21 protein-coding genes and 1 pseudogene are annotated in these 25,530 nt (G+C 67.2%); all 22 read right to left on the bottom strand.

The features are described from left to right. Positions 1 to 269: 269 nt before the first annotated feature. Positions 270 to 1,001 (bottom strand): annotated as a pseudogene (locus JWQ81_RS18115) (glycoside hydrolase family 16 protein); the annotation flags it as partial. Positions 1,002 to 1,368: 367 nt separating this feature from the next. Then, positions 1,369 to 1,755, bottom strand: coding sequence for a hypothetical protein (locus JWQ81_RS18110; RefSeq protein ID WP_297542989.1), 387 nt, complete (start codon positions 1,753 to 1,755; stop codon positions 1,369 to 1,371). 464 nt (positions 1,756 to 2,219) lie between these two features. Beyond that, positions 2,220 to 2,534 (bottom strand): hypothetical protein, encoded by a 315-nt coding sequence (locus tag JWQ81_RS18105; RefSeq protein ID WP_297542987.1) that lies wholly within the window; start codon positions 2,532 to 2,534, stop codon positions 2,220 to 2,222. Positions 2,535 to 2,537: 3 nt separating this feature from the next. Next, the gene (locus tag JWQ81_RS18100; protein ID WP_297542985.1) at positions 2,538 to 3,866 is read right to left on the bottom strand and encodes an acyclic terpene utilization AtuA family protein; all 1,329 of its coding nucleotides are present in this window, start codon (positions 3,864 to 3,866) and stop codon (positions 2,538 to 2,540) included. A gap of 20 nt (positions 3,867 to 3,886) precedes the next feature. Beyond that, positions 3,887 to 5,413, bottom strand: coding sequence for a CocE/NonD family hydrolase (locus JWQ81_RS18095; RefSeq protein ID WP_297542983.1), 1,527 nt, complete (start codon positions 5,411 to 5,413; stop codon positions 3,887 to 3,889). 86 nt (positions 5,414 to 5,499) lie between these two features. Continuing rightward, positions 5,500 to 6,294 carry a crotonase/enoyl-CoA hydratase family protein gene (locus JWQ81_RS18090; protein ID WP_297542981.1) on the bottom strand — a complete coding sequence of 265 codons (795 nt, stop codon included), beginning with the start codon at positions 6,292 to 6,294 and terminating at the stop codon, positions 5,500 to 5,502. A gap of 39 nt (positions 6,295 to 6,333) precedes the next feature. After that, positions 6,334 to 7,107 carry an SDR family NAD(P)-dependent oxidoreductase gene (locus tag JWQ81_RS18085; RefSeq protein WP_297542979.1) on the bottom strand — a complete coding sequence of 258 codons (774 nt, stop codon included), beginning with the start codon at positions 7,105 to 7,107 and terminating at the stop codon, positions 6,334 to 6,336. A 50-nt stretch (positions 7,108 to 7,157) separates the two neighbouring features. After that, positions 7,158 to 7,901, bottom strand: a complete 744-nt coding sequence (locus tag JWQ81_RS18080; RefSeq protein ID WP_297542977.1) for an SDR family oxidoreductase — start codon at positions 7,899 to 7,901, stop codon at positions 7,158 to 7,160. Between the two features lie 52 nt (positions 7,902 to 7,953). Beyond that, positions 7,954 to 10,146 (bottom strand): acyl-CoA dehydrogenase, encoded by a 2,193-nt coding sequence (locus tag JWQ81_RS18075; RefSeq protein WP_297542976.1) that lies wholly within the window; start codon positions 10,144 to 10,146, stop codon positions 7,954 to 7,956. 97 nt (positions 10,147 to 10,243) lie between these two features. Further along, positions 10,244 to 11,101, bottom strand: coding sequence for an amidohydrolase family protein (locus JWQ81_RS18070; protein ID WP_297542974.1), 858 nt, complete (start codon positions 11,099 to 11,101; stop codon positions 10,244 to 10,246). Next, positions 11,098 to 12,291 carry an amidohydrolase family protein gene (locus JWQ81_RS18065; protein ID WP_297542972.1) on the bottom strand — a complete coding sequence of 398 codons (1,194 nt, stop codon included), beginning with the start codon at positions 12,289 to 12,291 and terminating at the stop codon, positions 11,098 to 11,100. The genes JWQ81_RS18070 and JWQ81_RS18065 overlap by 4 nt, the downstream gene beginning before the upstream one ends. Before the next feature lie 317 nt (positions 12,292 to 12,608). Continuing rightward, complete coding sequence (locus JWQ81_RS18060; protein WP_297542970.1) at positions 12,609 to 14,774, bottom strand: glycoside hydrolase family 3 C-terminal domain-containing protein; 2,166 nt, start codon at positions 14,772 to 14,774, stop codon at positions 12,609 to 12,611. A 32-nt stretch (positions 14,775 to 14,806) separates the two neighbouring features. Then, positions 14,807 to 16,255, bottom strand: coding sequence for an aldehyde dehydrogenase family protein (locus JWQ81_RS18055; protein WP_297542968.1), 1,449 nt, complete (start codon positions 16,253 to 16,255; stop codon positions 14,807 to 14,809). A 31-nt stretch (positions 16,256 to 16,286) separates the two neighbouring features. Next, on the bottom strand, positions 16,287 to 17,387 hold the full coding sequence (locus tag JWQ81_RS18050) for an NAD(P)-dependent alcohol dehydrogenase (RefSeq protein ID WP_297542966.1): 1,101 nt from the start codon (positions 17,385 to 17,387) through the stop codon (positions 16,287 to 16,289). After that, positions 17,378 to 18,643: an FAD-dependent oxidoreductase gene (locus JWQ81_RS18045; RefSeq protein WP_297542964.1), complete on the bottom strand. Its 1,266-nt coding sequence runs from the start codon at positions 18,641 to 18,643 to the stop codon at positions 17,378 to 17,380. The genes JWQ81_RS18050 and JWQ81_RS18045 overlap by 10 nt, the downstream gene beginning before the upstream one ends. After that, positions 18,644 to 18,847, bottom strand: a complete 204-nt coding sequence (locus JWQ81_RS18040) for a ferredoxin (RefSeq protein WP_297542962.1) — start codon at positions 18,845 to 18,847, stop codon at positions 18,644 to 18,646. Between the two features lie 175 nt (positions 18,848 to 19,022). Continuing rightward, positions 19,023 to 20,303, bottom strand: a complete 1,281-nt coding sequence (locus JWQ81_RS18035; RefSeq protein ID WP_297542960.1) for a cytochrome P450 — start codon at positions 20,301 to 20,303, stop codon at positions 19,023 to 19,025. A gap of 332 nt (positions 20,304 to 20,635) precedes the next feature. Continuing rightward, positions 20,636 to 21,292: a TetR family transcriptional regulator gene (locus JWQ81_RS18030; RefSeq protein WP_297542959.1), complete on the bottom strand. Its 657-nt coding sequence runs from the start codon at positions 21,290 to 21,292 to the stop codon at positions 20,636 to 20,638. 41 nt (positions 21,293 to 21,333) lie between these two features. Continuing rightward, entirely contained in the window at positions 21,334 to 22,917 is a 1,584-nt protein-coding gene (locus JWQ81_RS18025) for an AMP-binding protein (RefSeq protein ID WP_297542957.1), read from the bottom strand. A gap of 32 nt (positions 22,918 to 22,949) precedes the next feature. Then, positions 22,950 to 24,152, bottom strand: coding sequence for a thiolase family protein (locus JWQ81_RS18020; RefSeq protein WP_297542956.1), 1,203 nt, complete (start codon positions 24,150 to 24,152; stop codon positions 22,950 to 22,952). Continuing rightward, positions 24,149 to 24,544: an OB-fold domain-containing protein gene (locus JWQ81_RS18015; RefSeq protein WP_297542953.1), complete on the bottom strand. Its 396-nt coding sequence runs from the start codon at positions 24,542 to 24,544 to the stop codon at positions 24,149 to 24,151. Before JWQ81_RS18015 ends, JWQ81_RS18020 begins: the two co-directional genes overlap by 4 nt. Before the next feature lie 253 nt (positions 24,545 to 24,797). Beyond that, positions 24,798 to 25,454: a TetR/AcrR family transcriptional regulator gene (locus JWQ81_RS18010; RefSeq protein WP_297542951.1), complete on the bottom strand. Its 657-nt coding sequence runs from the start codon at positions 25,452 to 25,454 to the stop codon at positions 24,798 to 24,800. Positions 25,455 to 25,530: the final 76 nt, after the last annotated feature.

Below are 25,530 nucleotides of genomic sequence, written 5' to 3'. Positions count from 1 at the left end.
GGCGAGATACAGTTCGCGGAAACCCAGTCGGGCACAGGCGGATTCGTTCTGGGGTTGCCGGGGCAGGATCAGCATGCCCCCGGCGGCCGCGGCGTGGTTCGGTTACTGTTCTTGAAGTCGGCCGCGTCAGTGTCTGACGACCGTCGAAAGACAGTGACCTGCGCGACGGGTCAACCGTCTACTTTGGACAGACGACGTCGATGAGATCACTACGGTGTAGACGTTCCCGCCTTGCGCGCGTGGGATGCAGAAACAGCGAGACTGCCGCCATCACTGGTGGTGACGTGCATGTAGTCGACGACGAGCTGCTGGGGGAATGACGTGCTGTCGTTCGGGTCGCCTGGCCAGTCGCCGCCGACGGCGAGGTTGAGGATGATGTAGAAGGGATGGTCGAACACCCACTGGTTGCCGTTGACGTCGGCCGGGGTGCGGGTCTCGTAGACGTTCCCGTCGACCGACCAGCTGATCGAGTCCGGCGCCCAGTCCACCGCGTAGGTGTGGAAGTCGTCGGCGAAGGTGGGCCCGTTATAGGCAGCGCCGATGCCGTTGGCCCCGGAGTAGCCGGGGCCGTGAATGGTGCCGTGCACAGTGTTCGGCTCGTTGCCGACGTTCTCCATGATGTCGACCTCGCCGCTGCCCGGCCAGCCAACGTCCCCGATGTTGTCACCGAGCAGCCAGAAAGCCGGCCACATGCCCTGTCCGCGGGGGATTTTCATGCGGGCCTCGAAGTGCCCGTAGGCCTGGGTGAACTGGCCGGCTGTGGACAGTCGGGCCGAGGTGTATGCACAAGGGCCGTACCAGCAATTGTAGTTTCCGGGATTCTCTTTCTTGGCGGTGATGACGAGGTTGCCCTGCCCGTCGAGCGCGGCGTTGTCGGTACCGGACGTGTACCACTCGCGCTCGTGGTTGTTCGCGTTATCCCCGGTTTCGAAATGCCACTTGCTCAGGTCAACGCCGCTACCGGCCGGGCCGTCGAAGTCCTCAGTGAACGTCGCCTGTGCGGACGGTAGCAATCTCGCGGGCGACGCGGCCGCGGAACCACCACCGGCCGTGGCGACCGCGACGACCACAACGACGGCGAGGCAAGCAGGGACGCGAAGTTTTCTGGCGCGGTTAGAACGCCGTACCGGCTGGGGCAACATCGTTTTCACCTCTCACTTCAGGTCATTCAGCGGGCTGACAGAAATCAAGTATGCAGGGTCTAGACCACCATGACAAGAGTCTTAGTTAAAGACTCTTGCAAAGGTAGTCAATCACTGGGGTGAGGGCCGGCGATAGCCATGCGCCGGTCGTGAAGAGTCTCCAATCACACGGCCGTACGACAGGAGACTGCGGCGAGATCAATGTGGACGCCATCGGGGCCGTCCTTCAGATCACGAAGACCACATCGGACGGTGCTCGGCACAGTGCGTTGAATGCTGATCTCGGCGCCAGAATTCTGGGTACCACCAGGACCTTGCCGAAACCGGGTGGTCGGTTCGGCATCGAACAGACCAGATCGTTGCCCACGATGGCCGCAGACAGATTCCCGGCCACCTTCGCGACGCCCTCGAGGCCACCCAAGATTTCAACCGCGGTCGACAAGTGCCCCGACCGATTCCACGTCCGCGAGGTCGAAGAAGACGGCGGTTGCTTCGCCGCCAGCGTCGTTGACCTGCTGCGCGACCGCTTCGGCTCCGCCAGATTGGTATCACCCGAAACCAGGCGCACACCCTCCTCGATCAGCCGAACCCGCCGTCGCAGCGCCGACGCCACTCCCATTACCGGCAACCAAAATCCGCTGGCCGTTCAGTCCCCGCATGTCATGCCTATTTCCGTTCAATCACGGTTTCGAGGGGGCAGAGGCTCGAAGGCGGACTGTTGGGAGTCGGGGCTACAGCTGTTGCCGTTGATCGTGCCTTGTCCACCGAACAGCGGCAGTCGTGCGACGGGCGTGGCCTACGATTGTTGCTGGATACTGGAAGTACACGGCGAAATGCCCGTTGGGTGCCAGTTGAGGGAACCAGTCGACGGTGTCGGTCGAGATCAGTCGCTCGATCTTGTTGGCTGTGGGGTTTTCACTGGGCACTCTGGCGAGTTGGGCGTGTCCGGGTTTCGACGCCCAGCGCTCGGCGTCCTCGTGGCCGCCGCCGCGTGTGTCATCGCCGCGATCGTGGCGGCCATCCTCATTCGAAAAGGACAGCAAGTTCAGACACAGATCGCAGCATAACCCGCGTCCACTAAACCGCGAACACTTCGGGCAGGTGCAGTTCGAGCAGGCAGGAGGCGAGGCTCTTTCCGTGGATGTCGACATCGAGAGTTCGGGTAACACCGCCAATCGTGTGGTGAAGGACGAACTTCAGCGCCGACAACTGCGGTAACTCATAGCGTTCGATAGTGCCCATGACGAGGTCGGAGAAGTGCTCACGCACACGGCGCGAGGTCACGTGTCGTTCGAGGAACGCGTAGTCGTTCTGCCGGTAGGCGATCACAGAGATGTCCGAGGTGGTGCCCTTGTCCCCCGCGCGGGCATGCGCCAAGTCGTAGAGCCGCATCGGTCAGACCTCCAGGAAGGTGACAACGGTGGTGACCAGGTCCCGGGGAACGAAGGCCGAGGCGATCGCCACGACCTCCTCCACCTGACGGGTCGCCCCCGCGCCACCGGCCGGGCCGTTGAGCCACAACGAGCTGACCTCACGACCGATACGACGAGCGTCGGCGAGGCCACGGGTACGACCGGCGACCCGGGCACGCACCTCGTTCGGTTCAGCAGCCGACGCCCCCGCACCCCGGTGCACGGCGTCGACGCCGATGAGTTCGAACTGGAGCTCGGTCGTGGCCACCCGGGTAAGGGCCAGCCGCTCCCGCACGATGTCGAGCGCCAGCCGTCCACGAGCCACGGCGTTGGGGCCGGCATAGGAGATCTGGCCCTCTCCCCGATACCCGTCGAGGTAACCGACAGAGACCTTCAGCGTCTCCGGACGAGCGTGCCCCGACACCCCGCTGACGCGGACCCGGTCCTCGCCGGTCTGGACCAGTTCGGCGCCGGAGAAATCAGCCACGACGTCGGCGGAGACATAAGCGGCCGGGTCATGCACCTCGTAGAGCAACTGCTCGACGCAGGTCGCGACCGTGACCCGCCCACCGGACCCCGGGACCTTCGTCACCGTGAACACCCCGTCCTCGGTGACCTCCGCGATCGGGAAGCCCAACCGCGCCAACCCCGGCACCTCCTTGCGCCCCGGATCGGCGAAGTAGCCACCGGTGACCTGCCCCGCGCATTCGAGCAGATGCCCCGCACACAGGCCCCGGCCGAGACGATCCCAGTCATCAGGCGCCCAGCCGAACTCGTGGATGAGCGGGGCGAGATACAGCGAGGGATCCGCGATCCGGCCGGTGAGCACGACGTCGGCGCCGTCCGCCAGCGCCTCGGCCACCCCGGCGGCGCCGAGATAGGCGTTCGCCGACACCAGGTCCTCGCCCAGGGAGCCGACCGTTCCGCCCAGCTCCGGCAGGCGCGAGTCGGCGCGCTCGACCAGGTCCAGGACGTCGTCCCCGGTCACCGCCGCGATCCTCAAACCGGTCAACCCCGCATCGCGAGCGACACCGGTCACGACCTCGGCCGCGGCCAGTGGGTTCGCGGCCCCCATGTTCGTCACGATCCTGACTCCGCGGCGGGCGCACACCGGGAGCACCGCCTGCATCCGCTCGGCGAGCCATTCGTTGTAACCGGACCGCGGATCGCGACGCCGTTGGAGCTGGGCAAGCGCGATCGTGCGTTCGGCCAGGCACTCGAACACGAGGTAATCGAGCTCCCCGTGCTCGGCGAGCTCCACCGCGGGCTCCACCCGGTCATCGGCGAACCCCGCCCCCGAACCGATCCTCACCGTTCCCCACGAGCCCGCCGTCACGGCAGCGCCTGGTAGCGAAGGGTGGAGCCGCCCTCGCCCAGCCATACGGTCACCGTGCCGTCCGGGGCGTCATTCTCGATGAGCGGGTAGTCGCGGCTGGACACCGTGGCCTTGAGCCGGTGACCGGCGCGTACGCGGTGATGGATGGGCCACAACATGATCACCAGCGGATAGTCGGCATAGGGGGCCACCGCGGCGAGTTCTTCGCTGCCGCGGCGGTGGCTCGCCCGCAGCCAGCCATTGGCGACACGTTCGGCGGTGCCGTCCGGCGCGACGTCCTCCAGCACCACCGCGATCGCGCCATCGGCCGCGGTGAACGACGCCCGCACGGTCGCCTCGATCCCGCCCGTGATCACCTCGTCGGTGTCCAGCGGACGGGTTTCGAAGCCCAGCTGGCCGGTCCCGACGTCGAATGTGCTCGTGCCGGCCGGTGTCGCCGGCTCGGTGCTGGACAGGAGTTCACCCGCCGCGCTCAGGCTGAAGCTTGTCGTCCGCGACTCGGCGGGCGGCCAGATGGAGTACAGCCGCCAGCCCTCCGCCGGCATCTCGTAGGAGGTGACCTTCGCTTCGGGCAGCGCGCCGGGCAGGTCGGAGAGCCAGTGGTCCCACCAGGCGAGGTAGGCGGCCGAGCCGATGTCCTCGAGCCGGCCGGGCACCATACCGTGCGCCCACGGTCCGGCGACCATCCAGACGCTGTCCTGGCGCGCGCGGAAGTTCTCGACCATGGCCGCTCGGTAAGGATCGAGCCAGCCGCCGACGTCGAGCACCGGGACCTGAAGCTGGTCCCAGCGGGCCTTGACGCTGCGCTCGCGCCAGTAGTCGTCGTAGAGCGGATGGCGAGGGTAGGTCTCCAGTGTGTCGGGCGCGGTCGACCGCTGCCATTCGTGGATCTTCGCGTTGGGGATCCCGCCGCGGTAGATGGTGTTTTCGTACCAGTCGCTGATCGCTTGAACGGCGATCACCGCGGTCAGGTGCGGTGGCCGGTTGACCGCGGCCAGCAACGTGGTGTGGCCGCCGTAGCTCACCCCCATCTGGCCGATCTTCCCGGTGGAGTACGGCTGTTCGGCCAGCCATTCGATGAGGTCGACGTTGTCGCGTTGCTCTTGTGGGCCGAACGGGTCGATGACGCCCGGTGACCCGCCGGTCCCCCGTACGTTGCAGACCAGCGCAACGTATCCCCGGGTCACGAAAGGCTTCACCCCGGCGGCGAAGAGCGGCACGGCGTCGTATCCGTTGAACTCGTAGACGATGCCCGGGAAACGGCCGGCCGCGGGCGTGCCGTCGGCGTTGGCCGGCCGGTGCAGCTCACCACTGAGATGACTGCCGTCTCGCAAGGGAACGAGGACCTGCTCGACGTGTACCCCGTGTGCCTCCGGGCGATCGTAGGAGAAGAACGGATCGGTGGCCGAAATGGACGGCCCGGGCGAAACGAAGCCGATCCGCTCCGCCGACTCCAACGACAGGGAACCGTCCGGCCCCCTCAATCGCTCCATCAGCTCGGCCGCGGTCAACGGTTGTTCCATGGGTTCTCCAGTCAAACGGCCGCACGTCAGGCGACCGAGATGAGATCGATGTGGACGCCACGATCAGGTCCTTCAGGCTACCGAGTTCAGCGGCCGTGGAATACCGGTGTCCGCTTTTCGGCAAAGGCCCTCGGGCCTTCCTGCGCGTCTTCCGAACCGAAGACCGCGGCGATGTGGGGCTGTTCGAAAGCGAAAGCCTCTTCCTCGGACATCGCCGCGGTTTCCCGGAGGGTACGCACGACCGCCTCGACCGCCAGCGGGCCGTTGGCCGCGATCGTGGCGGCAATCTGTCGTGCGGTCTCCAGCGACTTCCCGTCGGGGACGATGTGGCCGATGAGACCCAGCTGGGCGGCTTCCGTCGTGTCGATATGCCGACCGGTCAGCATGATGTCGACCGCGACCGGGTAAGGGATCTGACGGGAGAGCCGGACGACACCACCACCCGCCGGATAGAGCGCCCAACGAACCTCCGACAGCCCGAACCGTGCGCCTTCGCCGGCAACTCGGATGTCCGTACCGAGCAGCAGTTCCATGCCCCCGGCGATCGCGTTTCCTTCGACGGCCGCGATGACCGGCTTGTTCATCCGGCCGGTCTTGAGAAGACCGCGGTTGGCGAACCCCCGGTCGGTCTTCGCCCGTTCGGCAGCTGCGGCGTCCTCATCGCCGTCCTCCCCCGCCATACCGCGCAGATCCATTCCGGCGCAGAACGAACCCTCCGCTCCGGTGAGCACGACAACCCGGACGCTGGTGTCGGCAGCGGCCTCGCTCCAGATGTCCGCCAGCCGGGACAGACTGGATATCGTCAGCGCGTTGCGTCGCGCAGGGCGGTTGAGGGTGACGGTCAGCACGTGTCCGTCCTGTTCGGTCAGTACCTGTGGCATAAGTGGATCTCCCGTTATCTGGCCAACATTTCGGAGCTGCTACTTCGGTTGCAGCCGGGCACCGCCGTCGATGCGAATGACCTCGCCGTTGAGGTAGCTGTTGCCGAGCACTTCGACGGCCAGGGTGGCGAACTCGTCGGCGGTGCCAAGCCGATGGGGAAAGAGGACATCGCGTTTGAGCTTGTCCTTCAACTGCCCGGATGCCGGACCTTCGCCATAGATCGGTGTGTCGATCAGGCCGGGAGCGATGGTACACACACGGACGCCGATCGCAGCGAGGTCACGCGCAATCGGCAACGTCATGGCGACAATGCCACCCTTCGACGCAGCGTAAGCGGCCTGGCCGATCTGGCCGTCGAACGCGGCAACCGAGGCGGTATTGACGATGGCCCCACGCTCCCCGTCGGCCAACGGCTCGGTCCGGGCCATCGCGGTGGCCGCGATCCGAATGCAGTCGAACATGCCGATGGTGTTGATCTCGATGATATGGCGGAACATATCGAGGTCGTGAGCCGACTCGTAACCACCACGCCCGACTGTCCGGCCGGCAAATCCCAGACCGGCGCAGTTCACCAACACCCGGAGCGGGCCGAGTGTCGTGGCGAGCTCGGTGGCGGCGATGATGTCCTCGGTGGAGGTGACATCGACTCGCGCGTAGACGCCACCGATACTCGCCGCCGTCTCTTTGCCCTTGTCCTCCGAGATGTCGGCGATGACAACGGTCGCTCCCCGGTCGGCGAGCCGGTGGGCGGTAGCGGCCCCGAGACCGGAGGCGCCGCCCGTCACGATTGCCGAAACTCCATGAAAGTCCATCAGACTTCTCGTCTCTGTTGATTCGGTAGCTTTGTTCGGTGTTCGGATGCTCAGTGGCCGTTGACCGAACCTCCGTTGACGTGGATGGTCTGCCCAGTCACCCAGGAACCCGGTTCGGAGCACAGCCAGAGCACCGCGCCGCCGACGTCCGACGGCTTGCCGAGGCGGCCGACCGGAATGCCGGCGAGGAGCGCCTTCATCGTCGGGATGTCGGTTCCGACGTTGTCCATCAATCCGAGTGCCAGCGAGTTCACTGTCACCCCCGATGGCCCCACCTCCTGCGAGAGGTGCCGGAGGAAACCTTCGATCCCCGCCTTGCTGCCGCCGTAGAGCGAGACGCCGATGTTCCGACCCACCGAGCCGGCGCCGGAGGAGATCTGGATGACACGTCCCCACCCTCGTTCGACCATCCCCGGCAGGGCGGCGTGCAGGACGTTCGTCGATCCGATCATGTTGATGCCGATGTAGGTGTGCCAGTCAGACGGAGTGCTGTTGAGGAACGAGCCTGTCTTGCCGCCCTCCGGGACGCCCGCATTGTTCACCACGACGTCGATCGGGCCCAGCTCCGCCTGGAGCTGGGCGACGGCCGACGCCACCTCATCCGGGTCAGTCACGTCGAAGGGCGCCGAGACCGCAGTGCCGCCGCTGCCGGTGATCAGCTCCACGGTCTGTTTGGTGCGCTGGTCATCGAGGTCGTTCACGGCAACCCGGTAGCCGGCTTCGGCGAGCGCGACAGCAATCCCTTGCCCGACGTTTCGGCCCGCGCCTGTCACGAGAGCGACTCGACTGGTCATAACTGTGCTCCTGTCGGTTCCAGAGGACTTCGATGTCTTGGCTCGCAAATGGTCACCGGGGTAGGCCGAGGATGCGCTCGGCGATGACGTTGTATTGGATTTCGACGGTTCCACCGCCGAGCAGGAAAGTAGGCACGTTCAAGTAGTTCCAAGTGGCTTCGGAACTGCGTGGATCGACGTGGGCGGCCAGCGGACCGAGGATGTCGGCTATCGCGTCGGCGGCCGCCCGGCAGTGCAGCGCGCCGGCCACTTTGGACACGCTGCCCGCCGCGCCCGGTTCGAGGCCCGACAGCCGGGCCAGCACCGACCGTAGGTTGAGCGCCGCCAACGCGTTCTCCTGTGCGGTCAGCCCGCCGAGCACTCGTGCTGTGTCCGGACCGTTGACCGGCACCGTGCCGTCGCGAACGAGCCGCCGCAGCACACCGAGCCCGGAGCTCGACATACCGCCGCCAATGGCGATCCGTTCGTTGGACAGCGTGGTGCGAGCGAGAACCCAGCCCTGGCCGGGTTCCCCGACCACACAGTCGTCCGGCACGAACACGTCGTTGAGGAAGACCTCGTTGAATTCCGCAGCCCCGGTGGACTGCCTCAGTGGCCGGACCTCCACGCCCTCGGCGTGCATGTCGACGAGGAAATACGACAAGCCTTTGTGCTTGGCGACAGTGTTGTCACTATGGGCAAGGCAGGCACCCCAGTCCGCTTCGTGGGCCAGCGAGATCCAGACCTTCTGGCCACTCAGCCGCCAACCGCCGTCGACGCGGGTCGCCTTGGTCATCAGGGAAGCGAGGTCCGAGCCGGCTCCTGGCTCACTGAACAGCTGGCACCAGGCGATCTCTCCCCGCAGCGACGGGACCACGAAACGTTCCCGCTGACCGTCGTCGCCATGCGCGATGAGGGTCGGAACCACCCATTCTCCGATGGCCATGGACGGCTGGTCGATCCCCAGTCTGGTGAGCTCCTGGGTGATCATGAGCTGTTCGGCGGGGGTCGCGGCGCGTCCGTGAGGGCGAGGATAGTGCGGCGCGGCGTAGCCGAGGTCGGCGAGCGCACCGCGACGTCGCGCTACCGGGAGCCCTGCCACCCGTGCGAGATCGGAGGCGATCTCGACCCGGACGGCATCGTCGACTTCGACGTCGCGTACCTCGAAGTCGCGGCCGCTTTCGACCGCGAGCTTGCCCAGGGAACGTGCCCACCGATCGGTCGGGCCCAGCAGCGCGCGCAGGCTCTGCGCACGCCGCCAGTACAGGTGCACATCGTGCTCCCAGGTGAATCCGACGCCGCCGAACAAGGTGATCGCGTCCAGCGCGGCGTTGACCGCGGTGGGCAGGCAGACGACGGCCGCAGCGGCGGCCGCGACGCGGCGTTGGTACTCGTCCTCGTCCACGGCACGCAGGGCGTCCCACGCCGCGGCCGCCGCGGTCTCCGCGCTGACGAACAGTCGGGCGCAGCGATGCTTGACCGCCTGGAACGAGCCGATCGGCCGGCCGAACTGCTCACGCACCTTGACGTAGTCGAGCGCCGACTCAAGGCACCACCTGGCGATGCCGACTACTTCGGCTGCGGCGAGGGCGGCCGCCGCGGCACCGATACACGCCGAATCAATCCGGGACAGCACCTGATCGGCCGCCACCGCGAGCCCGGCGAGCGAGAGGGTGCCGATGTCGCGGGTCAGGTCGATGGCCCGCCCTGCGCTCACGGTGACGGCACTGGCCGGGACGGTGAACCAGATCTCTTCGCCTGCCAGCTCGACGTCTCCCTCCAGCCGCGCCCCGAGTACCAGGTGCTCGGCCGACACCGCACCGAGTACCGGCGACACCGAACCGGTGATCTGGTAGCCGCTTTCGGCACGCCGGGCGACCAGCTCGCCGGTGCCGATTGCGACGGCCGCGGTGGCACCGGCGACCAGCGCAGACAGCACTGCGGAGCGGGCGGGGCCGCAACCACTGTCCGCGACAACGGCGCCGGTCAGGACCGTCGGCAAGTACGGCCCGGGCAACAGGCCGTGTCCGGCGGCCTCGAGGACCACACCAAGATCGCGCACGCCGAAACCGCCGCCGCCATGGTCCTCGGGAAGGTGGATGGCGAGCAGGCCCTGCTGGTGGAACACCTCCCAGTACGGCTGGCGTAGGCCGGCAGCGAGGGCATCGAACCGATCACGGGTGTCGGAACGGGCGGCATGACGCGCGACCAGACCGGATACCGACGCGGTGAGCTCGTCGTGTTCGACGGTGAAACCGATGGACATCTTGCCTCTCCCGGTCGCCAACGGCGAGGACGGCGGCACGGGATCGAACCCGTGTGGCTTCCTTGCCGCGGAGTGTTCTTGCTGGATTAGGTGGCGATCAGCCGAGTTTGAGGATTCGGCGGGCGTTCTCGTGGAGGAACTTGGGCCATACATGGTCGCGGAATCCGACCTTCGGCAGTTCGCCCATGATTCGCTCGAGGCTGAGCCCCATCGGAAAATACCCGGCGTAGACGATCTTGTCGGCACCGCGGGTGTTGGCGTAGTCGACGATGGCCTTCGGGTAGTACTTCGGCGAGAAGGCCGACGTGCAGTAGTGCAGACCGGGCCACTTCAGCATGAGCTTGACGGCCAACTCCTCCCACGGCTCACAACCGTGGCGGGCGACGAAAACGAGCCCCGGGAAGTCGTACATGACCTCGTCGATCAAGCCGACATGCTGTGGCGCGAAAGGGAGTCGCGGACCCGGCACGCCCGCGTTCACGAAGATCGGGAGGTCCAGCTCGACACATTTGGCGTAGAAGGGGTACATCTTCTTGTCGTTGATGGGAACCTGGGGCGCCATGCCGCACGGGAACGCACCCACCGCACGGACGTCGTACTCCTCGTAGCACCGAACGAGGTCCTTGATGCCGTCCATGCCGCGGTTCGCGTCGATCTCCACCTGCGCAACGAACCGGTCCGGGTACCGGCGCAGCGCGTCCGCGCCGGTCGAGCCCACTCCGATGAGGCCCCGCTCCACCCCGAAACGGTCCATTTCGGCCAGTGTCACCGCGACCGGGTCCTCGATGGAAAGGCCCTCGGGCACGTTCTTGAACATGTACTCGACCGGGAACTCGTACTCCGCCTTGGTCTGCTCGTCCTTGGCCTGGTTCCTGATGAACTCGTACTGCCCGGGGCCTTCGGCGGGGAAGCCGATCATCGTGTCGATGATGGGGTACCCCAGCGGGGTGCTCACAGGACCTCGGCGGCCGGCCGGACGAGGCTGGCCCCGTTGTGCCGCAAGATCTTGTCGCGCTCCACCTCGGACAGCCCGGCGCGCTCGATGTCCTTGACATAGGCGAGCGGTTCGGAGAGCCCTTCGGTGTGCGGCCAGTCGGAGCCGAAGAGGATTCGGTCGATGCCCACCAGGTCCTTGAGCTCGTTGAGGTCGTCCTCGTAGAACGGGGCCACCCAAAAGTGCCGTCGGAATGTCTCGATCGGATCGGACGTCCACGCCTTCGGCTGCTGTCCATAGGACTTCTTGAGGCCCTTGAACAGCGGGCCGACCCAGCCGGCGCCGGTCTCGATGACCGCGACCCGCACGTTCGGGTAGCGGTCGAAGATCCCCCCGCTGAGCAGCGCGGCCATCATGTCCGGCACCGCGTTGGCCGACAGCAGGCCGCGTAGCAGCGCACTGCGGTGTGCCTCCAGCTCGGCCTTCTCGCCCCACAGCGGCAGCAGGTCGGCGTACGCGTTGTCCGCGGCGTGGTAGGCCAAGGTGATCTGCGACTCGTTGAGCAGCGACCAGAACTGGTCGAACATCGGGTCGCCCGGCGCTTTCCAGCCGCGCTCGGTGAGGATCGGCCCCGCCTGCATGTCGATCACGCGCACACCGTTCTCCAGTGCCAGGCGCAACTCCGCCACGGCGTTGTCCGGGTCGGCGAGCGTGATGTAGGGGGCGGCGAAGATGCGGTCCCGGTAGGCGTGCCCCCAGTCGTCCCGCAGCCACTGGTTGAAGGCGCGGAACGCCGCCGTCAGTGCGGGGATGTCCGCGCGCAGCGCCTGCTCCATCCCCACCCCGAGAGTCGGGAAGAGCAGGACCCCGTCGAGACGCTGTTCGTCCATGGTCGCCAACCGGGCATCGCGGTCGCTGTAGGCCGGGCTCGGCGGCTTCAGCTCACCGAAGAGTTCCACTGTGGACTGGCCGCCTTCGTTCTTTCCGCGGAAGAAGTCCTCCAAGGAACCCGGGGCGGCGAGCTTGTCGAACGTCGGGTTGGGGATGAATCGGTTGATCTTGCCACCCACCAGAAGCCGGGACTTGCCGTCGATGTTCGCCCACTGCATACACCGCTTCGCGTACTCCGGCTCGATGTGCCTGGTGAACGCGTCCATGGCCTCGTAGTAGTGATTGTCCGCGTCAAATCCCCGGATGCCGTCGCTGGTCACGTCGCGTCCTTTCAGTGGACTGCAAGTCGACAAAAATAGAACCTGGTTTCACCTCTGACGTTAGAACGACGTTTCACCGGTGTCAAGGATGCCATTTTGTGGCTCTCCGGTCGCATCCGTGGGTCTTCGGTGACACGCAAGGCAGCGGGCGGGTTGTGCACGCCGTACCCAGAGCGCGGACACGCGGTAGCAAGCGGCGGACACGCTCGGCCGGGCGAAAGGGACGTTCCTTGCAGTCACCGCGACGAAAGCGCCTTTCCTAGCAAGGCCCACGGCTAAGATCAGAGAGCGCCGTTCTAACAATTCCAGGTATGACCTCACGGCCCCGTTCTGAACACACCCGCAGCCGCTGACGGATCTCCGGACCAGGACGCTGCCTCGACCGGCACGGTGGTGAGATGGTCGATCGTGAAGCCGTCGTGCGCCCAGCGTTGCAGCGGCCGGGTGGTGCAGTCCACAGTCACGGTCCGGCTCTCGTCGGACGCTACGTCGGGTACAGCCTGGAAACCGATCAGCGCCCGCACAATCCGTTCCTGCTCGGGCAGGTGGGCGTAGATCTGGACGACGTGGCGGCCGGTGCGCGGACCCGTGTTGGTCACCGACACGGTCGCGGTGAACCGTTCGCCCTCGACCGGCCCGACGCGCAGATCCGCGAGCGTGAACGTGGTGTAGCCCAAGCCGAAGCCGAACGGGTACGCCGCGGTCGTGCCGTCCCGGTCGAGCTTGCGCTGCCCCCACCAGCGCCCGTAGGCCACCGTGCGGGCGCTCCAGTCCACGACTGGGAGATCTTCGCGACGACGGGGGATGGCGACCGGCAGTCGCCCACCGGGTTCGGCTTCACCGAGCAGCAGGTCGGCGATCGCCCGCCCACCTTCCATGCCGGGATACCAGGCCAGCAGGATCCCGGCGACCTCGTCCTCCCACGGATCCAGCACGACGGCGCCGCCGGCGATCACCACGACGACGGTTCGCGGGTTGACCGCGGCCACGGCCTGGACCAGTGCGACATCATCGGCGTGCAGGCGCAGGTCGCGCCGGTCCCCGCCGGTCTTCTTGCTGCGGTCACCGGCAGCCACGACTTTGCTCAGCAGCCAGGCGACGCCGGGGACCCGGGTGATCCCACCCAGCCTCCGGAGCACCTGGGGGTCGACCTCGGCCATGGCCTCGCCCTCGTCGACCGACGAGAGGCCGACAACGACCACCGCGGCATCGGCGGTACGGGCAGCCGCCGTGGCGGCGGCGAGGTCCCGGCCGTGCACGACGCGGTTCCCGAGACGTTCGCGGAGACCGGCCAGGACACTGCTGGTGGACGGTGGGCGGACCTTCGAAGACCCCGCATCCCCGAGATTGGGCTGCTCGGCCAGCCGCCCGACGACGGCGAGGCGCCCCAGAGTCTCGACGGAGAACGGCAGGACAGCGGCTCCGTCCGCCTGCTCGTTGCGCAGCAGCACCACCCCTCGGCGGGCGGCGTCACGAGCCAGCTCGCGGTGCGCGGCGGAAGCCACGACGTCCGCGGCGGGCGTGGGCCGGGCGCGAAGGGCGAGGCGGACTTGGGCGGTGAGGATCCGGGTGGCGGCGGTCCGCACATCGGCGCGGGCCAGGCGGCCGTCGGCCAGTGCGGCGGGAAGGACGCGGGCGCGCTGCTGGCGCAGCGGCATCTCCAGGTCCTGGCCCGCGGCGACGGACTCGATCGGGCTACGCAGGCCGAACAGGAAGTCAGACATCACGAACCCGCCGAAGCCCCAGTCGTCGCGTAGCACCTCGGTGAGCAGGTGGCGGTTCTCCCCTGCCCAGACCCCGTTGACGGAGTTGTACGCGCTCATCACGCAGTCCGCGCCGGCCGCCACGACCGTGCGGAAGTGGGGCAGGTAGACCTCGTGCAGTACGTCGTCGGCGACCTGGACGTCGACGGAGAAACGGGCCTCCTCCATGGAGTTCAGCGCGAAGTGCTTCACACACGACATCACCCAGGGGTTGACTCCCTCGGTCATGGCGGCGCCCATGGCGCCGATCAGGACCGGGTCCTCCCCGTAGGACTCCTGGCTGCGACCCCAGCCAGGGGCGTAGGCGAGGTTGACGCAGATACCGGCGAACAGGTTGGCGCCCAGGGCACGGGCCTCGGTCCCGATGGCGTCGCCGATGGCGCGTTCGAGGCCGGTGTCCCACGCGGCGGCGCGGGCGATCGAGGCGGGGAACGAGGTCGAGCTGCCCATGACCACCCCCCGTGGTCCGTCGGTGAACCGGATCCCGGGGATCCCGAGGCGGTCGACCCGGCCCGCCTCGACGGCCACCATGTTGTACCCCGAGGTGATCCCGCGGAGCCCGGCAAGCACAGTGCGATCCCCGTCGAGCAGCCACAGCAGCTCGTCGTCGGTCAGGCGATTGACCAGGCGCGCCACGGCGGTCGCGATGTCGCCGCCGACACGGACAGCGTCGACGACGTAGGCGAAGGCGGTGCCGGGAGGGCAGACAGGGTCAGTCATGGTGGCTCCAGCGTCATCGGTGGCTGTCATGGTCAGGACGGGTTGCGTGGGGGTCCGGCGATGACTTGGATATCGGTGTACGACGCGAGGCCCCACGGGCCGTTCTCGACGCCGATGCCGCTGTCCTTGTGGCCGCCGAAAGGCAAGGTGGGCATGATCCCGCCACCGTGGACGTTGACGCTGACCTGGCCGCTGTCGACTTCGGCCGCGAGGGCGTAGGCGCGTTCGGGGTCCGCCGACCACACTGACGCCGTAAGGCCGTACGCGCTGGCGTTGGCGCGCCGCACTACGTCGGCTTCGTCGTCGAAGGCGACGATGGGCATGACCGGACCGAACTGTTCCTCGTCCACGACGCGAATGCCGTCAGTCACGGCGGACAGCACGGTGGGTGGGTAGAAGTACCCGTCGCGGTCGAGCGGTGCGCCGCCGGCCGCGACCGCCGCCCCGTGGTGGACCGCGTCGCCGACCAACTCCTTGACCCGCTCGAACTGGGGAAGGTTGTTCAGTGGACCGAACTGGGCGCCGGGCATCGCGCCGTCGCCCACCACGACCGTGCCGGCGAGTGCCGCCATCGCTTCGACCACCCTGGCATGGATCGAGTGGTGGACGTAGATGCGCTTGGCGCCGAGGCATACCTGGCCGCTGTTCACGAACGCGCTCCAGAACAGGGATGGTGCGATTCGGTCGACGTCGACGTCGTCGAGGAGGATCGCCGGGTCGTTGCCGCCGAGCTCCAGCGTGACGCGCTTGAAGTCGGCGGCCGCGGCGATTCCGACCTGGCGGCCGACGACGGTGGAGCCCGTGAAGCTCACCTTGCGGGGGATGCGGTGTGCCACCGCCGCCGCGCCGAGGGGCTCCGGGCCGCTGATCACGCTCAGGACCCCCGCCGGCAGCACCTCGCGGAGCAGCTTGCCCACGGCGAGCATGGTGAGCGGCGTATAGGGCGAAGGCTTGACCACCACGGTGTTGCCCGCGCGCAGTGCCGGGGCGATCTTCCAGAAGGCGAGCATGATCGGGAAGTTCCACGGGGTGATCGCGACGACCACACCGAGCGGCCTGCGGACGACCTCCTGGTACGCCTCGGCGTCGTCGCGGACGATTTCCCGAGGCACCTCGAGGTCGGCGAAGTACCGTAACCACAGCGCGGATCTCGTGATCTCGTCTCGCGCGTGGAGGAGCGGTTTACCCTGTTCGGCAGTGAGCAGGGGGGCAAGTTCGTCGGCAGCCGAGTCGAGACGGTCCGCGGCGGCGCGTAGCGCTGCGCGCCGCGCGGGTTCGTCGTCCTGCCAACTGTCGTAAGCGCGTTGCGCGGTGCTGAACACGTGGTCGAGCTGGTCGACCCCGACCGCCGGCGCGTGCGCGAACACCCGGCCGGTGGCAGGATTCACGATTCCGAACTTGTCCGCTGTAGACAGGTCGACGCCGTCGGCCGTCGCGGGTGTCGGCTCAGTGCCCTGCCTGGTCGTACTCTGCCTGGTCATCAGCTGCCTTCCAATCGTCGCGGCACGACAGTCAGACGCTTTCCGGGATCAGGACGGGTTTGATCGTCACTCCGGACAGCGAATCGGCTTCGGCCTGATTGATCTCCGAGAGCGGGTACGTGCGGATAAGCCGGTCGAACGGGAACCTGCCGTCCCGCCAATGCCCGAGCAGGATCGGAATGAACTCCTGCGGGACCGCACTTCCTTCCAGCACGTAGGTGAGGCGCCGCCCGGCGAGCTGGGGTGGACGGATCGTCAACGCCCCCGCTCCCCCACCCACCAGGACCGCGCCGCCGCGGGGGGCGAGAACCTGAACCGCCGCAGCCATGACCGCGGGCACGGAGGTGGTGTCCAAGGTGTGGTCCACGCCGGGTTCACCACCCAGGATCCGGGTGACGAGCTCCAGGCTGCCCGGATAGACGCGGGTCGCGCCGAGCTCCACCGCCATCTCCAGACGGCCCGGATGTGTGTCGACCACGACGATGTCCGTCGCGCCCGCGATCTTCGCGGCCATCACGGCCGCAAGCCCCACGGTGCCCGCACCGAACACGGCGACGCTCTGGCCCGGCCGCAGGTTCATCTCGTTGAACACGACACCGGCACCGGTCTGCAAGCCGCACCCGAGCGGCCCCAGCAGCTCCAACGGCAGGGCCGGATCGACCTTGACGGCGTTGCGCCGGGTCGCGACGGCGAACCCCGCGTACGACGACTGGGCGAACCACCGGCTGTTGACAGTAGCACCGTCGCTTCCCGTCGCCCCGGGGCGACCGTCCCGCCGCCGGCCGGAGAGATTGCTCGCCAGGAAATTCTCGCAATAGGCGGGGTCACCGCCTCGACACAACCCGCAGCCGCCGCACGAGTCGAACGACATCACCACGTGATCGCCGACTTCGAAGTCCGTGACCTCGCCTCCCACCGCCGTCACGACGCCGGAGCCTTCGTGGCCGAGTACGGCGGGCAGCAGAGCGGCCGCAAAGGCAGGGTCGCGGGCCACCAGGTCGGTGTGGCACATGCCCGTCCCCGCGATGCGCACGAGCAGGTCCTCAGGCCCCAGCGGGTCGAGGACTACGTCCTCGATGACGAACGGGCCATCGGCGGCGCGCAGGACTGCGGCCTTGGTGGTCAGGGGCATGATTGGGCTCTTCCTGCTGCAGGTTCCGGTACTCCGGCGGTGGGCGACCGCTCAAGCAGCTGGACGGCGTCATCGACGCTTGATCGTCGCTCGATCAACCGACGCAGCTTCATGATCTTCGCCGGCCGGTTGAGCGTTGCCGCGCCGACAACGCGGCCACCCGTGCTGTAGAGGGCGACGAACTGGGCGTGCTCGACATCACCGGTCACGATCTCCGCCCGCTCGGCGAGTGCGGTGCCCGCGAACTGGATGCGGCTGCCATACCAGTCGCTCCAGAAGTACGGAACCGTCTCGAAAGCCTTGGCACGGTCGGGGAACAGCGCGTTGATCGCCGCCCGCGCCCCCTGTTCGGCGGCGCCGGTCCAGTTCTCCATCCGCATCCGCCGGTCCATGATCGCGTTCGGCCAGGACGCCACGTCACCGGCGGCGTAGACGCCCGCGACCGACGTGCGCAGGAACTCGTCGCAGACGATCCCGCCGCCGACGGGATCGAGCACGACGCCTGACCCGCTCAGCCACTCGGTAGCCGGAACCGCGCCGATGCCGGCGACCACTACGTCGGCCGGGACGCCTTGCCCGTCGGCGAGGCGGACCCCGGTGACGCGTGTCGTCCCCAGCAGCTCGGTGATGCGCGCGCCGAGCACCACACGGACACCAGCCAGGTCGTGCAACCTGGCCAGTTCGGTCCCCACGACTTCACCCACGGCCCGCACCAGTGGTGCCAGCGCGGCCTCCACGATGGTCACCGTCGCGCCGACGGACACCGCCGACGATGCGATCTCCGCGCCGATGAATCCCGCACCGACGACTACGACTCGCGCCCCCAGAGTCAGCGCCTCGCGGATGGTCGAAGCGTCCTCCACCGTGCGCAGGGTGTGCACGCCGGCCAACCCACCCGACCCGTTCAGCCCTCGTGCCTTCGCGCCGGTCGCGATGACCGCACGGTGGTAAGGCACCCGGTACCCGTCATCGAGCCGCACGAGGCGCGAGTCCGGATCCAGTCCGGCCGCCTTGTAGCCCAACAGGAGTCGCACGCCGAGTCGTTCGCGGAGTTCCCCTTCGGTACACAGCGGTACCGGGTTTCGCTTGTCCACCAGAAACTGTTTGGACAACGGCGGGCGGTCGTAAGGGGCGTGCACCTCTTCTCCGATCAGCGTGATCGGACCGCGATAACCCACGCGTCGCGCCGACTCCACCGCCCGCAGGCCCGCGAGTGACGCCCCGACGACGACCAGTCCCGCCTTCGATCCGTCCACTTAGACCTCATGCCCGCTCTCCAGCGACAGCGCGCCCGCCGGACACGCCCGCACGGCGTCCTCGATCAGCGCGACGTCCTGCTCGGGCACGTCGACGCGATGCAGGACAAGGGTCCCGTCGTCAAACACTTCGAAGTAGTCGGGAGTGACGGACTCGCACATCCCGATGCCTGTGCACCGCGCACGGTCGACGTGAATCTCCATGATCTGTCCTGTCAGTAGAGCTGCTAATACGGTGGCGCTCGATCTGGGAGCGGGCGTCCAGGTGCGTGAGATGCAAAGCGGAGGAGTTCCCGGTACCTCTGTTGTACCGGGGACGACGACAACACCGCAGATTGCGTGTTGCGAGCCGAGCAGTTGTAGTGTTAGCGGCTCTTAGTCAGCTGACCGTTACCGGCAGGCGCTTGATGCCGTTCATGCCCCCGCCGCTCAGTAGCTCCGGCTCGCCGACATCGAGGTGGGGAAGCTTGGTGAGGATCTGGCGGAACAGCGCGCGCAGCTGCGCCTTCGCCACACCGTTGCCCAGGCAGAAGTGCACGCCACCGCCACCGAACCCGACGTGCCCGAACGCCCGCCGGGTCAGGTCGAAGGTCTCCGGGTCGGGAAACACCGTCGGGTCCCGGTTGCCCGAGCAGTAGAGCAGCGCGACCTTGTCCCCCGCGGTGATCTCGGTCCCCCGGATCTCGGTGTCCCGGGTGGCGGTCCGCGCGAACATCATGACCGGCGTCGCGTGCCGCACGAACTCCTCGATCGACCCCATGATCCGGCCGCCGAAGTCCTCGATCAGCCACTCCCGCTGCGCGGGATGCCGAGCCAGGTTGACCACGGTATGGCTGGTTGTCTGCTTGGTCGTGTCGTTTCCGGCGACGCTCAACAGGATCATCATGGTGCCGATGTCCTCGTTGCCGAGCTTGCGCCCGCCGACGTCCGCCGTGACCAGCCTGGTGACGATGTCGTCCTCGGGGTGCGCCCGCCGGGCCTCGGCAAGCTCGATCCCCGTTTCCATCAGGTACGCGACCTGCTGGTTCGCCCACTCGTGCGGCGTCACGCCGGCGGGCAGTTTGCTCAGGGTTTCGGGATCCTCGAGCGCGGCGAGATTGTTGCCCGCCTCCGCGAACGACGTGACCTTGTCCGCCGGAACGCCGACGAGGTCCGCGACGGTCAGCATCGGGAGTTTCGAGGACACTTCGGCGACGAAATCGAACGCGCCCCCTCCCACGACACGGTCGACGATCTGCTCGGCGCGCTGCTCGATCTTCTCCGTGAGCAGCCCCACCGCCTTCGGTGTGAACGCCGAGCTAAGCACCTTCCGGTACTCGGTGTGCCGCGGCGGGTCCAGCTCCAGAATCGACGGAGCCATCAGCGGTGCCCCCGCGGCACGAGGCGGCAGATACGGCAGACCGAGTTCGGAGCTGAACTGCTCGTGGTTGCGGCTGGCGAAGGTGATGTCCTCGGCCAGCGTCAACGCCCAGAAGCCCGCCTCTCCATGGACGGACGCCGGCAAGGCCGGATCCTCGAGTGACGGGTGCCAGCTCACCGGCGCGTTCTCGCGAAGCCACCGGAACGTCTCGTCGCGTTCGTCGAACGGCTTGGCCCAGAACTCCTTGCTGGAGATGTCCTTGTCGCAAGTGGACGGATGCGGCGTGCGATGCAGTTTCATACTTGCTCTTTCGGCTACAGCGGACGAGCCACTCGATCCCGGATCGGGCATGACGGCCGAGGCGCTCGTCCGGATCACTCGGCTCACCTTCGGCGACTCTTCGCGAGCGCCGGCCGGATCGTGCCCGCCGGAGTTAACCTGACAGTATCAATATAGAACACGGTTTCAGCTTTGGCAACAGTAATTTCCGCGCCACAAGGGTAGCCTTGGTACTCAACACGCAGCAGCGAAACGCAATTCTATGGCTTCGGCCTCATCCACGAGTGGCGTCGCCGAGTGCGCATTGCGGCCGCTTCTCAGCGACTGCAACGCTCACGAGCGCACGGCCGCAATCAAGCCGAAGCGCGTGCTGAGGGATCCTTACGCGAAGAACCGGAACGCCGGGCACGCGTGCTCAAGAGGATGTCGGCGACACCGTCGACCTGGCCCCGCACTTCCTGGAAAGTGGCCCGTCCATTGGACATACGGTTGACCGCATCGACCAGAACACAGCCGATCGCGAGTCGAATGTAGGAGACGTCATCGCGAGGCCCCGCTGCGAGCAGGTGATCGAACGCGGCGTCAAAGCCGCTGCCGCTCTGATCGGTGAGCTGCTGCACATCCGGATCCGACGATGCCGTCATCTGCATCATGAGCACGGCCATCCCGGGGGCACGATCGAAGGCCTGCAGGACGCGGCGCAGAAAATCCTTCACCAGCGGCAGCGAATCCTCGTTCTCATCACGGTTCGAGGAGAGGACTCGGCGGGTGAGTTTGCCCTGCCACTCGGTCAGCGCGGCGGCCAGGAGGTGGTCCTTCGACCGGAAGTACCGGTAAACAGTGCCCAGTGCCACCCCGGACCGGTCGGTCACGTCACGCATCTGGATGGCAGTAGTGCCGGATTTGGCGACCAGCTGAATCACGGTTTCGATGAGCCTGGCCCGGCGGGCGAGCTGACTACTCGTCATCAACCCGACGGGCAGCGGGGCCTGCGAATCAGCGTCTGCCACGTCGACAGTTATACCACGCACTGTCGATCCCGCGGTTGAGGTCAGCCGTGGTTCGCGGGCATGGCGCGGGAAGGGTCCGGTCGGTCGTTCGGCGATCGGACGGTGTCACGGACGACGCGGCGAAGCAGCTTCCCGGTTTCCGTACGTGGCAGTGTATCGACGAACTCGTAACGGCGTGGACACTTGGCCCGGGTCAGCGACGCGCGGCAGTAGGCGTCGAGTTCGCCGGACACCTGCTCGTGGCCGTGTTCCCCGTCGGCGAGCTTGACCACGGCGACGACCTGCTGCCCCCATTCGGCGTCGGGCAGTCCGACTACGGCCACGTCCTCGACCATCGGGTGTTCGACAAGGCGCTGTTCGATCTCCGCCGGGTAGACATTGACCCCGCCGGTGATGATGAGATCGACACGCCGGTCGAGCAGGTACAGATATCCACCCTCACCGATACGGCCGAGATCGCCGGCCGTGGCGTACCCGTCGGCACGGACGGTGGCAGCGGTCTTGCCGGGGTCATTGTGATAGGCGAACGGCGGCTGTCCGGCCGGAAAGTAGATCAGGCCCTCGTCGCCGGGCACGACCGGATCGCCCTCGTCATCGAGAATCCTGACGTCGGTGGGCCGTCCGACCGAACCGGGGTGCGCCAAGGCCTCCGTGGGGGAAATGACACTCACGAGTCCTTCGGTCGAAGCGAGGTACTCCCAGATCACCGGCCCGAGCCAGCCGAGTGCTCGTGCCTTCATCTTCGGCGGGAACGGCGCGCCGGCGGCCACCACGATCTCCAGGCTGCTCAGGTCGGCTGCGGCACGCACTTCCTTCGGCAGTTCGAGGAGACGGTGGAAGTGGGTCGGCACCAGGTGAGTGCTGGTGACCTGGCGCTCCGCCACCGTGGTCAAGAACGCTTCGGCGTCGAAGCGGGGTTGGACGACCACGGTGTGGCCGAGGTGCAGCGCGCCGACCGCGAAGGTGTTGGGCGCGGCGTGATACAGCGGTGCGACGACCAGGTGGACGCCGTCGAGCGGACGGAAGCCGAACGGGCTCAGCACGACGTCCAGCATCACCGACAGCAGCCCCTCCGGCGGGATTCCCGCCAGCGGGCGGCGAACGCCCTTGGGCCGTCCGGTGGTGCCGGAGGTGTAGCCCATGGCCGCGCCCGCCCTGCGGTCCGCTGGAACCCCGGCATCGGCCGCGGCGAGCCAGGCGTCGTAGTCGTGCCAGCCCGCTACCGCTCCGCCGATCGCGATCCGGTGCGCGCCGAGGTCGTCGAGCACCGGACCGAGGACCGCCGCGAGATCGTGCGACGCGACGAGCACGCGCGCGCCCGAGTCCCGCACGATGTAGGCGACCTCGGCTGGGGTCGAGTGGGTGTTGATCGGCACCCGATACATCCCGACCTGCTCCACGCCGAGCGCGACCTCGAAGAACGACGGTTCGTTCCCCAACAGGAACGCCACGACGTCCCCGTCACCCAGCCCCAGTGCGCGCAGCGCGTTCGACAGCCTGTTGCCGCGCTCGAGAAGCTGTCCGAACGACGTCGTCCCACCGTCGGGGGCGACAATCGCGATCCGGTCCGGGTACCTCGCGCCGACCGCGTAGGCACCGACCGGCGAAGTGACATCGGCAGACAATGTGGTTCTCCTCATGCTTTCCGGACGGTGGTTCAGCCGGCGGACTTCTCCAGGATGTGCACCGCGGACGCCTGGCCGATCCCGACGACATGGGCCAGCCCCACCCTGGCTCCCTCGATCTGCCGGGGACCGGCTTCGCCCCGCAGGTGGGTCGCCACTTCCCAGATATTGGCGATGCCGGTCGCCGAGACCGGGTGCCCCTTGGACTCGAGCCCACCCGAGACGTTCACCGGGATGCGGCCGTCGCGCCAGGTCTCGCCCGACTCGAACAGGTCGACGGCCCCTCCCGGCTCACAGAGAGACAGATTCTCGTAGTGCACCAGCTCCGCCGTCGCGAAGCAGTCGTGCAGTTCGACCAGATCGAGGTCGTCGGGCGACACACCGGCACGTTCGTAGGCCTGGTCGGCCGCGAGCCGGGTGAGCGTGCTGACGTCCGGCAGGACCTGGCATCCTTCCTGCCAAGGATCGCTGGTCAGCACCGAGGCACTGATCTTGACCGCACGACGCCGTTGTTCCGGCGAGAGCGTCCGGAGCTTGCTCTCACTCACGACCACCGCCGCGGCAGCACCGTCGCAGTTGGCCGAGCACATCGGCCGGGTGTTCGGGTAGGCGATCATGATATCGTTCATGATCTCGTCGAGCGAGAACCGCTTCTGATAGGCGGCCAGCGGGTTCAACGTCGAGTGAGCATGGTTCTTCTCCGCGATACGGGCGAACAGTTCGAAGTCGACGCCGTCATAGCGGCTCGCGTACTCCATGCCGATCTGCGCGAACACCCCCGGCATGGTGTCCGTCCTGACGCGGCCTTCCAGAGACGTGATGGCTCCGAAGCGACCCTGCGGACGCCACTGCTGTTCGGTCTGCGTTGCCACATCGCCGGTGAGCAACCCCATCCCCGACAGCTTCTCCACGCCGACCGCGAGCCCCATGTCCGTCTCGCCGGCCTTGACGGCCATGATCGCGACGCGCAGGGCCGTCGCGCCGGTCGCACACGCGTTGGCCACGTTGTACACCGGAACACCGGTCTGCCCGATCTGCTTCTGCAGGTTCTGCCCGAACGGCGTGGGGCCGCCGAGGAGATTGCCGGCTCCCAGGACGCCGATGTCGTCGATGCCGACGCCGCCGTCGGCCAAAGCCCCGAACACGGCTTCGGAGGCCAGGTCGATGGTGTCCTTGTCGCGGTGCTTGCCGAACTTCGTCATGTGGATTCCGAGAATCCAGACATCCTCGGTCATCGCTCCCCCTCCGCTGCCGGTTCGAAGCCGTAGTTGACGGCGTCCACACCGGACGCGTCGGCGCCGATCGAAAAGGTGGTGAGCCGGAGCTTCATCCCGAGACGTACGTGGACGGGATCAGGCGGCGTGTTGACGAGCAGCCCCGGGACAGTGGTCCCGGCACAGTCCACGATCGCGGCGACGTAGGGCACCGGGACACCTTCGGCCGCGACGTTGACGATCGTGAAGGAACGCAGCGTCGCGTCGCGTTCGACATCGGCTCGGGTGAACTCCGTCCCGCCGCAGGCGGCGCAGGCGTTGCGCCGATCGAAGTACCGGGCCTGACAGGCCATGCACTCGTGCGCTACCAGGCGCGGAGGCTCGTCCAGGACGAGATAGTCGACAATCGGCATTCGATCCACGCTGTGCTCCAAGGATGACAACCGCGGTCCGCGGCGGAGTGATTCAGTGCCCGGGGTGGCGGATGACGGTCGGCTCGCCCGGGTCGTGACCCTGTCCCGAATTAGAATAGCGTTTCATGTTGCTGCCGTCCACCGGCAGGCATCCAGGACTCGATCCCGACTGGCACGCCCATATGGCGACCAACTCATGAAACTGTGTTCTAATCGGTGCATGTCTTCCCGGACGACAGCAGTCGGGTTCGCGCTACTTGGCGGTCAGGACGGCTTCCCAGGCATGGAGTTCAGCGGCGATGAGGCGCCCGGTCAGACCCTTGTTCTTCGCGGTCGTGGAGGCGTTGAGGCACCTCTGCGCAAGCCCGAAGACAGCATTCGTGGACGCGAGTACGGTCTCGGTCGCGGGCAGACCGGGATCGATGGAGCCGTCTCGCTGCCCCTGCGCGAAGGCCGACAGGGACTCCTCGGCCAGACGCACCGTGAACGCCTCGTAGGTCTCGCGATCAGCGGCGGGGATACTTCCCTTGACTGCGAAGTCGAAGAAGCCGAGGAAGATCATCCGATCGGGACGCTCCAGCGCGAGGTCCGCGATCCCGCGAAGCTGGCCCAGGAAATGACTCAAGCCCGACTTGTGTCGCAACGCCGGCTCGGTTCGCATTCCGGTCAGGACCATCTTCTGCGTGTAGACCAGCGCGGCCTCGATCGACGGGAAGTACTTGTAGAACGTCTTCCGGCTCATGTCGACGACGCGCACCAGGTCGCTCACGTTCACCGCGGCGAACCCGCTGGTGCCGACCAGTTCGATGAGAGCGTCGGCGACGGCCGCGCGCTGTTGCTCGCGGAAGGCCTCGAAATTCTCGACGTCGGAGCCCGCGGCGACGAGATCTTTGGGCGCCCCTGTGGCCACGTACCCCTCCTTGACAGATCGAACTGTCCGAACCTAGCATCCAAAGCAGGGGGTAACAAGCTGTTACCCCCATCTC

Origin of the sequence: Amycolatopsis sp. (assembly GCF_025464955.1) — a bacterium.
Lineage (GTDB): Bacteria > Actinomycetota > Actinomycetes > Mycobacteriales > Pseudonocardiaceae > Amycolatopsis.
The sequence above is the reverse complement of the archived record's forward strand: the minus strand, read 5'-3'. Positions and strand labels throughout refer to the sequence as shown.

Excerpts from the sequence above, each read along its gene's own strand:
- JWQ81_RS18105 (WP_297542987.1), bottom strand. The coding sequence starts at position 2,534 with ATGCGGCTCTACGACTTGGCGCATGCCCGCGCGGGGGACAAGGGCACC.
- JWQ81_RS18095 (WP_297542983.1), bottom strand. The coding sequence starts at position 5,413 with ATGGAACAACCGTTGACCGCGGCCGAGCTGATGGAGCGATTGAGGGGG.
- JWQ81_RS18090 (WP_297542981.1), bottom strand. The coding sequence starts at position 6,294 with ATGCCACAGGTACTGACCGAACAGGACGGACACGTGCTGACCGTCACC.
- JWQ81_RS18085 (WP_297542979.1), bottom strand. The coding sequence starts at position 7,107 with ATGGACTTTCATGGAGTTTCGGCAATCGTGACGGGCGGCGCCTCCGGT.
- JWQ81_RS18080 (WP_297542977.1), bottom strand. The coding sequence starts at position 7,901 with ATGACCAGTCGAGTCGCTCTCGTGACAGGCGCGGGCCGAAACGTCGGG.
- JWQ81_RS18075 (WP_297542976.1), bottom strand. The coding sequence starts at position 10,146 with ATGTCCATCGGTTTCACCGTCGAACACGACGAGCTCACCGCGTCGGTA.
- JWQ81_RS18060 (WP_297542970.1), bottom strand. The coding sequence starts at position 14,774 with ATGACTGACCCTGTCTGCCCTCCCGGCACCGCCTTCGCCTACGTCGTC.
- JWQ81_RS18055 (WP_297542968.1), bottom strand. The coding sequence starts at position 16,255 with ATGACCAGGCAGAGTACGACCAGGCAGGGCACTGAGCCGACACCCGCG.
- JWQ81_RS18050 (WP_297542966.1), bottom strand. The coding sequence starts at position 17,387 with ATGCCCCTGACCACCAAGGCCGCAGTCCTGCGCGCCGCCGATGGCCCG.
- JWQ81_RS18040 (WP_297542962.1), bottom strand. The coding sequence starts at position 18,847 with ATGGAGATTCACGTCGACCGTGCGCGGTGCACAGGCATCGGGATGTGC.
- JWQ81_RS18035 (WP_297542960.1), bottom strand. The coding sequence starts at position 20,303 with ATGAAACTGCATCGCACGCCGCATCCGTCCACTTGCGACAAGGACATC.
- JWQ81_RS18020 (WP_297542956.1), bottom strand. The coding sequence starts at position 24,152 with ATGACCGAGGATGTCTGGATTCTCGGAATCCACATGACGAAGTTCGGC.
- JWQ81_RS18015 (WP_297542953.1), bottom strand. The coding sequence starts at position 24,544 with ATGCCGATTGTCGACTATCTCGTCCTGGACGAGCCTCCGCGCCTGGTA.